The organism is Bacillus velezensis, from assembly GCF_001461825.1.
GTDB lineage: Bacteria > Bacillota > Bacilli > Bacillales > Bacillaceae > Bacillus > Bacillus velezensis.
In genome coordinates this window covers 1-12,201 of record NZ_LLZC01000012.1, presented here as the reverse complement: position 1 = coordinate 12,201, position 12,201 = coordinate 1, and the positions used below count along the sequence as shown (strand labels likewise).

The window sequence follows — 12,201 nt, the reverse complement described above, 5'->3', positions numbered from 1 at the left end:
CCTTCCTGTTTATTTTAATGAGCTGACAATCGTATCTATGTTATGGGCGAACATACCGGCGTACGTGCCCTCTTTTGTCCCCTTTTCGCCCATGGCATCTGAATACAGCCAGCCGCCGACCGAAACATCATGACCTTTTTCTTTGGCGCCCTCAACAACCGCGTTTATTGACTTTTTCGATACGCTGCTTTCCGTAAACACAGCTTTAATTTCCTTATTCGCAAGCAGACTGACAAGCTTTTGAACATCTTTCAGTCCGTAATCAGAGTCCGTGCTCAGCCCTTGAAGTCCTCTGACCTCAAATCCGTATTCCTTGCCAAAATACGCAAAGGCATCATGTGCCGTAACTAGTACACGGCTTTTTTCGGGAATTGTCCCGATTTTTTCTCTCGATTTTTTATCTAAAGATTTCAAATTCTCTTTATACTCTTGAGCGTTTTTGGTAAAGTCGTCTGCATATTCGGGTTTTGCTTTTTTTAACTGCGCTTCGATTTCGTCAACGGCATACAGCCATAACGGAATGCTGAACCATACATGCGGATCATACATATTCTCACCCGCTGGAATCAATTTCTCCTTCGGTATTGATTCAGCCACTGCTGCGGACGGCTTTTGCCTGCTGATTTTCGTTAACATATGCTCCATTTTCCCCTCTAAGTGAAGTCCGCTGTATAAAACAACATCCGCCTCCGTTAATTTTTTCGTATCTCCTTGTGATGCTTTATAAAGATGCGGATCGACTCCAGGCCCCATCAGTGACGTCACTTCAACATGGTCTCCGCCGATATGTTCAGCGGCGTCAGCCACCTGAGAAGTGGTAGCCGTAATCGTGAGCTTTCCTTTTTGTCCGCCTGAAGATTCAGAGCTGCATGAAGACAATGCAAAACAAACCATCAGCACAGACGCCATTACACTGCTTTTTTTCATATCCGTCCCCTTTCCTTTGTCCCGTTCTCTTTTAAATGTGATGTTGATGTCAGTCTTATGACAATTCTTTATATTTAAGAACAAATGATTGATACAGGACAAAAAGTTTCCTTTGTGCAAAATTATCGCACACACTCACATTTGTCAAGTGTCCGCTCATTAAAAAAACCGGCTGATACAGCCGGTTCAAACGGGGGAAGGGGTGATGATGAACAGTTTCAATATAACAGCAGCTTACAGGCAGCTCAACTCGCTGAAATGTCTTTTTATCAGTTGTTTGTCGTAAAAACGTCCATTTGGGTGACGTATTTTCTCATTATTTCCTGATTGACTTCGACACCCAGTCCGGGACCGTCCGGAACAGAGATGAACCCCTCTTCGATACGGATGTCGGGAGTGACAATATCCTCCTCCCAGTATCGGTCTGATGAGGAAATGTCACCCGGTATCGTAAATTGCGGCAGCGAAGCAAGCGCGACTGTCTGCGCTCTCGAAATGCCGGTTTCAAACATTCCGCCGCACCAAACCGGCATGTGATGCTCTCTGCATAAGTCATGTATTTTTAAAGCCTCTGTCAGGCCTCCTACACGCGCCGGTTTTATGTTAATGATTTTACAGCTCCCAAGCTCAATCGCCCGCCTTGCGTCATCATATGAGCATATGCTTTCATCAAGGCATACCGCGGTTCTCAAGTGTTTCTGCAGGTGGCGGTGATCGACAATATCATCTGCCTGAAGCGGCTGTTCTATCATCATGAGCTGGAATTCATCCAACTCTTTCAGCCTGCTGATGTCTTTCAGTTCATATGCCGAGTTGGCATCCGCCATCAGCGGTACGTTCGGAAAACGGCTGCGGATGGCTCTGACCAGATCAACGTCATGGCCGGGCTGAATTTTTATTTTTATACGTTGATAACCTTCTTTTACGTATTGCTCAATTTCCCGAAGCATCTCATCAGCCGAAGCCAGACCCACCGCCACGCCGGCGGGCACTTTATCTCTTTTGCCCCCTAAGGCTTCTGCGAGTGATATCCCTTTTTTCTTGGCATATAGATCCCACACGGCTGATTCAAGCCCCGCTTTTGCCATGCGGTTTCCTTTGAAACGCGCGAGACTGTCAGGCACCTCTGACGGATGAAAAAACTCGCGGCCTACGACATTCGGGATGAAAAAATCTCTCAGCATATGCGCGCATGTCTGAATCGTTTCTTCTGTATACCACGGAGAAGAAAACGCCGATACCTCCCCCCAGCCGGTTCTCCCGGTTTCATCGATCGCTTCCACGATCAAAAATTTACGGTCCTGCAGCGTTTCAATACTTGTTTTAAACGGTTTTTTCAGCCTCATACTTACATGATAAAGGGTGATTTTTTCAATCTTAATCATGACAATTCTCCTTTACGAAGCTCATTCAGCCGATGTCTCATCAGTTTATTGGACGCGTTCCGCGGGAGCTCGTCAACCTCGAAAAAAGCAGCCGGTATTTTATATTTTGCAAGCCGCTCACGGCAAAAGACGGTCAGCTCCTCAGAACTGACAGAAGAAGTCAGCACGAGAAAAGCATGCGGCACTTTCCCCCACTTCGGATCTTCGGCTCCCGAAACACCGGCCTCCGCTACAGCCGGATGGGCAAGCAGCGCCGCTTCCACTTCTGCCGGGTAGATGTTCTCTCCGCCTGAAATAATGAGGTCCGACCGCCTGTCCAGCACGTATAAAAACCCTTCATCATCCAAATAGCCAAGATCGCCCGTTTTAAACCATCCATTATGAAAAGCGGCCTGGTTTGCGTCGTCACGATGATAATACCCTTTCATCACATTCGGGCCTTTCACCGTAATTTCACCGTGTTCAAACGGCGCACAAGGGTTTCCGTCTTTTTCAATTCTAATTTCGCATGAAAACAGCGGTTTACCGGCCGAGCCGAGCTTGTCCATGCTGAATTCCGGAGAAAGCGTGACAATCTGTGAGCAGGTTTCAGTCAAGCCGTAAGATTGGAATACCGGAAATTGTTTCCTGCGGCATTCTTCAAGGAGCGGCAGCGGTGCCGGCCCCCCGCCAAGCAGAATGCAGCGCAGTGATTCAGGACATTGTTCAGTTTCCGCAAGCAGGCCCGAAAGCATGGTCTGCACCGCTGAAATGATCGTGACCTGATGGCAGCTGATGCTGTCAAGCACATCGGTGACAGAAAATTTTTGATGAAGCACGACAGGCATGCCGTAAATGACCGACTTAAACAGCGCAGACAGACCGCTGATATGAAACAGCGGCAGCGCAATAAGCCAGCGGTCCCGCTCCGTGACCCCCAGATTCAGCGCAGACGATACAGCGCTGGAATAATGATTACCGAAAGTCTGCTGCACCCCCTTCGGCCTTCCCGTTGTTCCTGACGTATACATGAGAGTCGCCGTATCATCAAGCGTTACATAAGCTTCAGGTTCCATGTCTCCCGCGGCTTTGGCCTGCAGCTCGTCCACGTCCGCGGCGGCGACCGCAGATTCATAATCTTCGCGGCAAAAACCGTCCTCCGTCAATAAAAGCTTTGCCTGTGAATCTTCGAGCTGAAACAACCGTTCCTGTTTTGAGAGTTTCGTATTCAACAGCACAGCTTCCGCCCCTAATAAGAAGCAGGCGTGAACGGCATAAACCATTTCCGGTCTGTTAGAAAGCAAAATCGCGGCACGGTCTCCTTTTTTAAGCGAGCAGTATTTGGACAGCCGCGCGGCCATTTGTTTAGAAGCATGATATAATTCTCTGAATGTCATCTGTTTGTTTTCAAATATGAGAGCGATTCTCTCTGGTGTCAGCTGAGCCCTTTGAATGAGCCAATTCGGCTGTTCTGTCAGCATGTTATCATCTCCGAGGTAAAAGTACTTTTTTTGAAAAGAAAACAGCTTGGACCAGAGCGGCTCAAGCTGTTTCGTAGTGTCATCTGATCACGGAAAACGAGGGAATTGACCGAAATCGGGACTGCGTTTCTCTTTAAAGGAATCGCGGCCTTCTTTCGCTTCGTCAGTCGTGTAATAAAGAAGCGTTGCATCTCCTGCAAATTGCTGAATTCCGGCGAGGCCGTCTGTATCTGCGTTAAATGCCGCTTTAAGGAAACGAAGGGCTGTAGGGCTTTTCTCAAGCATTTCTTCACACCATTTAATTGTTTCCTCTTCAAGTTTCTCTAATGGGACAACCGTATTGACAAGCCCCATGTCGAGCGCTTCCTGCGCGTTGTATTGACGGCACAGGTACCAGATTTCACGGGCTTTCTTATGTCCGACGATACGCGCCAGGTAACCTGAGCCGTAACCGGCATCAAAGCTTCCCACTTTCGGTCCGGTTTGGCCGAAAATCGCGTTATCGGCCGCAATCGTTAAATCACAGACGATATGAAGCACATGGCCTCCGCCGATGGCATAGCCTGATACCATCGCTACGACCGGTTTAGGAATAACACGGATCAAACGCTGAAGATCAAGCACATTCAGACGCGGGATCTGATCGTCTCCGACATATCCGCCGTGACCGCGGACTTTTTGGTCTCCGCCTGAACAGAATGCTTTATCTCCCGCTCCCGCAAGAACGATGACACCAATATTGGAGTCATCACGCGCACAAGCAAACGCGTCAATCATTTCTGATACCGTCTTAGGAGTAAATGCGTTATGTACCTCCGGGCGGTTAATTGTTATTTTTGCAATACCGTTATACGTCTCGTACAGGATTTCATCGTACTGACGTTCACTTTTCCATTCTGCAGCCATTGATATGACCTCCTTCATTTTTGCCTGAGTCCGGCCGAAAAGCTATTTTCTTTATGCTTTACAAGCCGTATAAAAACTCACTTACTATCTTACCAAAAATTCGCGGCTGTTCCACATGTACCGTGTGCCCCGCCTGTTTGACAACCTCTATTTTACTTGATGGGAGCAGGTTATGCACCTTTTGATTAATAGCGCAAAACTTTTCATCCCATTCACCGCATATGAGCAGGACGGGCGCCTTGATGCGGTGTAATGCCTCCCACCAGGAAGGCTGTGAGCCCGTCCCCATTCCGAGCAGGCTTCCTGCAAGTCCGGACGGATTATTTTTCAGCCTGCCGGCACGGATGGATGCCTTTACGCTGTCCGGCAGAGAAAGCTGCGTGGCAAACAACGGAATGCTCTCCCAATAATCGACAAACGATGTTATACCTTCCCGCAATATAAAGTCAGCAAGCTTCCGGTCTGACTGAATCCGCTTCTTGCGTTCCTGAAGCGTGCTCAGGCCCGGGGTTGTACTTTCCAAAACAAGCGCTGACACCCGATGCGGAAATGCCTGTGCAAAGGAATACGCAAGTCTCCCCCCCATAGAATAACCAATAAGTTTCACTTTGTGAAGTTTTAATTGATCAAAAACGGCGGCAAGGTCCGCAACCTGCCGGCTCGTACTATACCTTGCCGCTTGCACAGGCGCGTCTGTCTCCCCGTGACCCAGGCAGTCAATCATCACCATTCGTTCGCCGGGAAGCATGCCGCGTAAAAACATCCATGATTCTTTGCTGCCCGTAAATCCATGCAGACAAACAATAGCATCAGACGATTCGTGTCCGCTATCAGCAGCCCGATAGCATACGCCGTCGGCCGTTCTAACAGTTACAGTTTCCATTCTTTTTTCACTTCCCGCACTGCGGCCTGCAGCAGATCGCGATGGAATTGAACTCTTGATGTCCGATCTGTTTTCAGCTCGATTATATGAAGTCCGGGCTTGTCCGCCTGCGGCTGATACGCATCCTTAAATGCTTCCCATGTCTCAGGGCAAGTATACGTCCCGCCGTACAGTGCGGCGGCATGCCGGAAATCAAGACCCGTCGGCGTACCGAACAGTTCTTCAAAATGAGTCTTATCAGATGCCTGCGGCAAAAACGAGAAAATCCCGCCGCCATCATTGTTTATTAAAATAACCGTAAGCGGAATTCCAAGTTTTTTAGCCGCTAACAGCCCGTTTAAATCATGGTAAAACGATAAATCTCCAATTACAAGCGTGACAGGAGCTTTTGTACCCTCACACAGTCCCATAGCCGAGGAGACAACTCCGTCAATGCCGTTAGCGCCGCGGTTGGCATAAACACGGAAGGAACGATCTTGTTTTTCAAAGAACGTATCCACGTCGCGAATCGGCATGCTGTTGCCGACAAAAATCGAACTGCCTTCAGGGACAAGGTGCTGAAGCTGACGATATACATTTCCTTCAAATGATAAATCATCCATGTTCGCGGCCTGTAAATGACTCCGGAACCGGTCATTGACAAATTGCCATTTCTCAAGCCATTCGGACGGCCGTTTTCCGGTTTCAGCTGAACGGACCGCTTCCAAAAACACCGACGGATGGCAATGAATCATATGCGCGCCGGCCTGGGTGGGATCTCTCCATCCTCCGTCTTCATCGACGATAAACTGCTCAATGGCAGGATCATCTCTGAGCCATAAAAAGAGCGGTTTGGAAACCGGCATCGGACCGAAGCGGATCACAGCGTCAGGGCGCAGCGCCTCTTTTATTTCTTCATCTTTTAAAAACGAGTCATAAGCATCAATAATCAGCGTCTTATCATGCTCCCCGTTTCGGAGGTTTGAAAGCGGATCAGCCAAAATCGGGAACTGAAGCATCTCGGCAAGCGCGATGATTTGCTGCTTTTCTGCTTCACCGTGAATTTCGCCGCAGACGATCATACCTCTTTCGGTCCCCGCGAGACGCTCTGTAATATGACAGAGAGAATCTTGATCAGCTGACTGAATCCCTGTTGTGACTGAGACGTGCCGCCCCTTTCTCATTCTTTCAAAAGGTCCGGCTGATAAATCCGGCATCAAAGGCTCTCTGAGCGGCACATTGATATGGACCGGCCCCATCGGGCGCTTCCCGGCTTCACTTACGGCTCTGCCGGCCAATGTTCTGATATAGCTCAGCATTTGAGGATTTTCCTCAGGCAGAGCCGAGTCTGTGAAAAACTTAACAAAGTTACCGAACAGAAAATGCTGGTTAATCGCCTGAGGCGCCCCCACTTCCCTCAATTCATGAGGCCGGTCAGCAGTCAGGACAATAAGAGGCACTCTTGAATAATGAGCTTCAATCACGGCCGGATAGAAGTTAGCCGCTGCCGTTCCTGACGTACAAATCAGCATGACCGGACGCTGGCGGGCTTTTGCAAGACCGAGTGCGAAAAAACCTGCGGATCGTTCATCAATCTGTATATGGACTTGAATATCCGGGTGGGCCGCCGCCAAAACCGCCAAGGGAGTTGACCTCGACCCCGGGCAAACAACCGCGTCGGTGACACCCGATAGAGCGAATTCATCAATAAAGCTTCCGATATAATGTGTAATCGGGTTTGTCAAAGCCTTTCACCTCCTAAAGCAGAGATCATCGGCTTTAGTTTAATTTGTGTTTCTTCATATTCTGATTGCGGATCTGAATCTTCAACAATGCCGCAGCCTGCGAAAAGCCGCGCACTTTTGCCTTCAATCAGTCCTGATCGGATAGCCACGACAAATTCTCCGTTTTCCCCGCCGTCCATCCAGCCGATCGGTGCCGCGTACCATCCGCGTGTCATCGGTTCAATATCAGCGATAACTTCAACAGCTTTCTGCTGGGGAGCTCCGCCCAATGCCGGTGTGGGATGCAGCTTTTCAATTAAATCAAACAGCGAAGCGGACGTTTTAAGATGGCCTGTGATCGGCGTATATAGATGCTGAACACTTTTTGTTTTATATAATTGCGGACCTGCAGGCTTTTTCACATCGCTGCAGCTCGACAAGAAAGAATCGTGTATCATCTGAACCACAAAATCATGTTCCGCGAGATTTTTTTCGTCATGCAGCAATTCCTTGCCGAGACGCTCATCTTCTTGTTGATTTTCTCCGCGCTTAATTGAACCTGCCAGACAGGTGGACATGACGTCTTTGCCGGATTTTTTGATCAGCCGTTCCGGTGAAGCGCCGACAAAGCATTTATCTCCCTGCTCAATCGCAAAAACATAGCTTGTCGTTTGGTCCGTCAAAAGCTTACGGACAACGCTCTCTGCCGGAATAGGCCCATCATATGACAAAACGACTTCCCTTGCCAGCACGACTTTATCATATTGATTTGCTTTCATATCATTTGTTGCTGTTTTAATGGCTTCAAGCCAGTTTTCCACATCAAGTTCTTCCGCTTTTGTTAAAACAGGATATTCTTCATACTCGATTGAAGAAACTGAAAAAGCTTCCGAAAAAGATTTCAGACGTTTCAGCGTATCTTCTGCCTGATTACCGTCTGCCGCCCATTGATTGACGGTTAAATAATCACCATCTGCCGTCTTTGTCAGCATGAGTGAGGGAATAAAGAACAGTCCTTCTTCGAACCCGTTCCATTCGTCTCCTCTCTCTTCAGCGGGATTAAATGAAAAGCCGCCGAATAAAACAGGGCCGACCGCGGTATGCGCCGCCTCTTCTTCTTCATGAATATGAAAAGCCGTCTTTTTAAAGCGCTCCCATTGTTCAAAAACGTCGTGATAACGCTTTCCATTTTTTTCATTCGATTGGAACAGCGCTTCTGTGCCAAGACCGACTATTGTTAATTCACTACCGGGTTCTGACCAAAAAAATCGTTTGCCTTTATATTTTTTTGCTCCGTCTTTGAAAAATGATAGAGGGTCTAAAGACGCAATACGTCTTGAATAGCTCAATAAGACAGCATGGTTGACTTGTTTGGCTTTATGTAATGCATGATCTGCTTCCTCTCGGAACGTATGCTGCACCGTTGTCACCATGAGACATTCCTCCATAATCCGTTAAATGCTTTTAATACAATACACCTGTGATGACTTTGTGTCAAACACACAGATTTGAGCACGACAAAATGCCTGCATTTCTTATTATAAACCTTTTTGCGCAAATGAATAAAGAAACAAACTTGAATTTTCTTTCCCCACTCTCGGCAATCACTGTATCCTTTTACTTCCTCATGGGAAAATGACTATTTTTATCCACCATTTTTCTGCGCAAAAGCGTTCATACTAACAGTAAGCATCACATAGAAACGAGGGATTGATGTGCTTACAAACGAACAGATCACACACTTAAAAAAAGAATTGGAAGAAGCCAGACATGATATTTTAAGCCGCTTTAAAGAAAATGATCAATTTCAGTTAACTGATGAATTCCCGTATCAGTCATCCGGCGAATTGTCTTCCTATGACAATCATCCCGGCGATCAGGCGACCGAATTATACGAGCGGGAAAAAGACCTGGCTCTGCTCGACCATGAACGGGAGCACCTTCGCGACATTGATTACTCTCTGAAACAAATTGAAAACGGCACATACGGCACATGTGAAGTCAGCGGCAAGGACATTCCTTATGACAGGCTCGAAGCTCTGCCGACGGCTACGACATTGGCGGAATATTCCTCTCAGGATGCCGTTTCCAAAGACAGGCCGATTGAAGAGGAAACACCGTTCGGACAGTTTGAATTTGATGATGATGAATCAATTCGGGCGGCTTACGATAGTGAAGATGCTTATCAGGATGTTGAGGAATACGGAAACTCAGAAACGCCTCAGGATTTAGAGGATCCGCCGCTCAGCTATGGGGATATGACAATGAACTCAGAAGAAAACATCGGCTATGCTGAGGATTATGAAAACTTTATCGCGACAGATATTACCGGCAAAAACATTTCCGTGTATCCAAGCAAAGCACACGAAAAATATGAACAGGAACTGGACAAAGAAGGAATAATGACGACCTTTGGCGATCTTCATGCTGATTAAAACCCCGGCCTGCCGGGGTTTTTGAATACAAATAAATGGTTTGCTGCATTTTCACACTGAAAACCCATACACTTAATGGTGCATGAACCTTTTAAAAGGTTTAATATTTCCAAAAAAGGGAACTAACGTATTAACATTGAATGGCGGAGGGAACAAATGAAAAAGAAGTATATCGGTGCGATTATTGTATTTATCATTACATATGTCTTGTTTTCTTTAGCGGGGTTTCTCTTTCCCATCGACCGGGAATGGTATGACGCGCTGCAAAAACCTGACTGGACGCCGAGCGGATCAGTGATCGGCATCATATGGGCGGTTTTGTTTGCGCTTATTTCGCTCTCAGCAGCCTTGATATACGCAAAGTTTTCATGTAAAGAATCCAAAGCTTTTTGGGTGATGCTTCTCATCAATTATATCGTGAATCAAGGATTCAGCTATTTTCAATTCACACAGAAAAATTTGCTTGCTGCATCTATCGATTGCCTGCTTGTGGCGGTGACAACACTCATTCTGTTGCTCATGGCCGGTAAATACAGTAAAGCTTCAGCCTGGCTTCTGGTTCCTTATTTATTATGGAGCGCTTTTGCCACATACCTGTCTTTTACCATTTACGCTATGAACGCATAATAAAAAACCTTGCATAGTATGCAAGGTTTTTTAATGACCCGTACGGGATTCGAACCCGTGTTACCGCCGTGAAAGGGCGGTGTCTTAACCGCTTGACCAACGGGCCTTATGGCGGAGAAGGAGGGATTTGAACCCTCGCGCCGCTTACACGGCCTACACCCTTAGCAGGGGCGCCTCTTCAGCCACTTGAGTACTTCTCCGTATGGCTCCACAGGCAGGATTCGAACCTGCGACCGATCGGTTAACAGCCGATAGCTCTACCACTGAGCTACTGTGGAAAAATCATCATGGTGGGCCTGAGTGGACTCGAACCACCGACCTCACGCTTATCAGGCGTGCGCTCTAACCAGCTGAGCTACAGGCCCATGACAATATAAAAATGGAGCGGGTGATGGGAATCGAACCCACGACATCAGCTTGGAAGGCTGAGGTTTTACCACTAAACTACACCCGCATGTTGTTTGGGGCGATTGATGGGAATCGAACCCACGAGTGCCAGAGCCACAATCTGGTGCGTTAACCACTTCGCCACAACCGCCAAAACAATATTAAATTAAATGGTGGCTCGGGACGGAATCGAACCGCCGACACACGGATTTTCAGTCCGTTGCTCTACCAACTGAGCTACCGAGCCTTTTTATAAATGGCGGTCCGGACGGGACTCGAACCCGCGACCTCCTGCGTGACAGGCAGGCATTCTAACCAACTGAACTACCGGACCATTTTTTGGTTGCGGGGGCAGGATTTGAACCTGCGACCTTCGGGTTATGAGCCCGACGAGCTACCGAACTGCTCCACCCCGCGATGATAATTAAATTAGATATGGCGGAGGAAGAGGGATTCGAACCCCCGCGGGCTTTGACACCCCTGTCGGTTTTCAAGACCGATCCCTTCAGCCAGACTTGGGTATTCCTCCGTATAAGTGGTGGACCTTGTAGGACTCGAACCTACGACCGGACGGTTATGAGCCGTCTGCTCTAACCAACTGAGCTAAAGGTCCAATGGTAGCGGCGGAGGGGATCGAACCCCCGACCTCACGGGTATGAACCGTACGCTCTAGCCAGCTGAGCTACACCGCCAAAAAACAATTAAAATCAAGTGGAGCCTAGCGGGATCGAACCGCTGACCTCCTGCGTGCAAAGCAGGCGCTCTCCCAGCTGAGCTAAGGCCCCAAAATGGTCGGGAAGACAGGATTCGAACCTGCGACCCCATGGTCCCAAACCATGTGCTCTACCAAGCTGAGCTACTTCCCGTTTTCAAAAGTATGTATGGCGCGCCCGAGAGGAGTCGAACCCCTAACCTTTTGATCCGTAGTCAAACGCTCTATCCAATTGAGCTACGGGCGCAACAATAAGTGCCGAGGGCCGGACTTGAACCGGCACGGTAGTCACCTACCGCAGGATTTTAAGTCCTGTGTGTCTGCCAATTCCACCACCCCGGCATGGATGTTATAGTATAGTTGGAGCGGAAGACGGGATTCGAACCCGCGACCCCCACCTTGGCAAGGTGATGTTCTACCACTGAACTACTTCCGCGTTTGGCAATGCGGATGAAGGGACTTGAACCCCCACGTCTGTAAAGACACTAGAGCCTGATTCTAGCGCGTCTGCCAATTCCGCCACATCCGCAAGAAAAACATGGTGAGCCATGAAGGACTCGAACCTTCGACCCTCTGATTAAAAGTCAGATGCTCTACCAACTGAGCTAATGGCTCTTATTACAAGAGACTTATATAGTATAACATATAAAGGTGGTGCCGGCAAGAGGACTTGAACCCCCAACCTACTGATTACAAGTCAGTTGCTCTACCAATTGAGCTACACCGGCTTAATACGCCAACTTATGTATGATAGGAATGGTGGAGGATGACGGGCT

General features: G+C 48.1%; 9 protein-coding genes and 20 tRNA genes. 2 read left to right on the top strand and 27 right to left on the bottom strand.

The features are described from left to right. Nucleotides 1-9: 9 nt before the first annotated feature. The 7 genes from AR442_RS04250 to AR442_RS04220 form a co-directional block, all read right to left on the bottom strand. The gene (locus AR442_RS04250) at nt 10-927 is read right to left on the bottom strand and encodes a metal ABC transporter solute-binding protein, Zn/Mn family (protein ID WP_021494499.1); all 918 of its coding nucleotides are present in this window, start codon (nt 925-927) and stop codon (nt 10-12) included. A 269-nt stretch (nt 928-1,196) separates the two neighbouring features. Beyond that, entirely contained in the window at nt 1,197-2,312 is a 1,116-nt protein-coding gene (gene menC / locus AR442_RS04245) for an o-succinylbenzoate synthase (RefSeq protein ID WP_003152223.1), read from the bottom strand. After that, nucleotides 2,309-3,772, bottom strand: a complete 1,464-nt coding sequence (locus tag AR442_RS04240) for an o-succinylbenzoate--CoA ligase (RefSeq protein ID WP_053284963.1) — start codon at nt 3,770-3,772, stop codon at nt 2,309-2,311. Before AR442_RS04240 ends, menC begins: the two co-directional genes overlap by 4 nt. Nucleotides 3,773-3,859: 87 nt before the next feature. After that, the gene (gene menB / locus AR442_RS04235; protein ID WP_003152221.1) at nt 3,860-4,678 is read right to left on the bottom strand and encodes a 1,4-dihydroxy-2-naphthoyl-CoA synthase; all 819 of its coding nucleotides are present in this window, start codon (nt 4,676-4,678) and stop codon (nt 3,860-3,862) included. Between the two features lie 58 nt (nt 4,679-4,736). Next, entirely contained in the window at nt 4,737-5,561 is an 825-nt protein-coding gene (gene menH, locus AR442_RS04230; protein WP_022553657.1) for a 2-succinyl-6-hydroxy-2,4-cyclohexadiene-1-carboxylate synthase, read from the bottom strand. After that, nucleotides 5,549-7,285: a 2-succinyl-5-enolpyruvyl-6-hydroxy-3-cyclohexene-1-carboxylic-acid synthase gene (gene menD, locus AR442_RS04225; protein ID WP_021494500.1), complete on the bottom strand. Its 1,737-nt coding sequence runs from the start codon at nt 7,283-7,285 to the stop codon at nt 5,549-5,551. Before menD ends, menH begins: the two co-directional genes overlap by 13 nt. Next, nucleotides 7,282-8,697, bottom strand: a complete 1,416-nt coding sequence (locus AR442_RS04220) for an isochorismate synthase (RefSeq protein WP_053284964.1) — start codon at nt 8,695-8,697, stop codon at nt 7,282-7,284. The genes menD and AR442_RS04220 overlap by 4 nt, the downstream gene beginning before the upstream one ends. A 282-nt stretch (nt 8,698-8,979) precedes the next feature. On the opposite strand from AR442_RS04220, the gene AR442_RS04215 reads away from it, so the two are divergent. Both AR442_RS04215 and AR442_RS04210 read left to right on the top strand, forming a co-directional pair. After that, on the top strand, nt 8,980-9,699 hold the full coding sequence (locus AR442_RS04215; RefSeq protein ID WP_053284965.1) for a TraR/DksA C4-type zinc finger protein: 720 nt from the start codon (nt 8,980-8,982) through the stop codon (nt 9,697-9,699). 156 nt (nt 9,700-9,855) lie between these two features. Further along, nucleotides 9,856-10,326 carry a TspO/MBR family protein gene (locus AR442_RS04210; protein WP_053284966.1) on the top strand — a complete coding sequence of 157 codons (471 nt, stop codon included), beginning with the start codon at nt 9,856-9,858 and terminating at the stop codon, nt 10,324-10,326. A gap of 34 nt (nt 10,327-10,360) precedes the next feature. On the opposite strand, the gene AR442_RS04205 is transcribed toward AR442_RS04210, so the two are convergent. The 20 genes from AR442_RS04205 to AR442_RS04110 form a co-directional block, all read right to left on the bottom strand. After that, a tRNA-Glu gene (locus AR442_RS04205) sits at nt 10,361-10,432 on the bottom strand. Between the two features lie 3 nt (nt 10,433-10,435). Further along, nucleotides 10,436-10,526: transfer RNA gene (locus tag AR442_RS04200), tRNA-Ser, on the bottom strand. 3 nt (nt 10,527-10,529) lie between these two features. Then, nucleotides 10,530-10,604: transfer RNA gene (locus AR442_RS04195), tRNA-Asn, on the bottom strand. A gap of 10 nt (nt 10,605-10,614) precedes the next feature. Continuing rightward, nucleotides 10,615-10,691 (bottom strand) — tRNA-Ile (locus tag AR442_RS04190). 15 nt (nt 10,692-10,706) lie between these two features. Next, nucleotides 10,707-10,780 (bottom strand) — tRNA-Gly (locus AR442_RS04185). 8 nt (nt 10,781-10,788) lie between these two features. Then, nucleotides 10,789-10,864: transfer RNA gene (locus AR442_RS04180), tRNA-His, on the bottom strand. A 20-nt stretch (nt 10,865-10,884) separates the two neighbouring features. After that, nucleotides 10,885-10,960: transfer RNA gene (locus tag AR442_RS04175), tRNA-Phe, on the bottom strand. Between the two features lie 10 nt (nt 10,961-10,970). Then, nucleotides 10,971-11,047, bottom strand: a tRNA-Asp gene (locus AR442_RS04170). 6 nt (nt 11,048-11,053) lie between these two features. Next, a tRNA-Met gene (locus AR442_RS04165) sits at nt 11,054-11,130 on the bottom strand. Between the two features lie 19 nt (nt 11,131-11,149). Next, nucleotides 11,150-11,242 (bottom strand) — tRNA-Ser (locus AR442_RS04160). 7 nt (nt 11,243-11,249) lie between these two features. After that, nucleotides 11,250-11,326, bottom strand: a tRNA-Ile gene (locus AR442_RS04155). Nucleotides 11,327-11,328: 2 nt separating this feature from the next. Continuing rightward, nucleotides 11,329-11,405: transfer RNA gene (locus tag AR442_RS04150), tRNA-Met, on the bottom strand. 20 nt (nt 11,406-11,425) lie between these two features. Continuing rightward, nucleotides 11,426-11,498: transfer RNA gene (locus AR442_RS04145), tRNA-Ala, on the bottom strand. Between the two features lie 4 nt (nt 11,499-11,502). Then, nucleotides 11,503-11,579, bottom strand: a tRNA-Pro gene (locus AR442_RS04140). A 16-nt stretch (nt 11,580-11,595) separates the two neighbouring features. Beyond that, nucleotides 11,596-11,672 (bottom strand) — tRNA-Arg (locus AR442_RS04135). A gap of 9 nt (nt 11,673-11,681) precedes the next feature. Further along, nucleotides 11,682-11,767, bottom strand: a tRNA-Leu gene (locus AR442_RS04130). A gap of 19 nt (nt 11,768-11,786) precedes the next feature. Continuing rightward, nucleotides 11,787-11,861: transfer RNA gene (locus AR442_RS04125), tRNA-Gly, on the bottom strand. A gap of 9 nt (nt 11,862-11,870) precedes the next feature. Then, nucleotides 11,871-11,954: transfer RNA gene (locus AR442_RS04120), tRNA-Leu, on the bottom strand. Nucleotides 11,955-11,964: 10 nt separating this feature from the next. Further along, nucleotides 11,965-12,040 (bottom strand) — tRNA-Lys (locus tag AR442_RS04115). Between the two features lie 37 nt (nt 12,041-12,077). Further along, a tRNA-Thr gene (locus tag AR442_RS04110) sits at nt 12,078-12,153 on the bottom strand. Nucleotides 12,154-12,201: the final 48 nt, after the last annotated feature.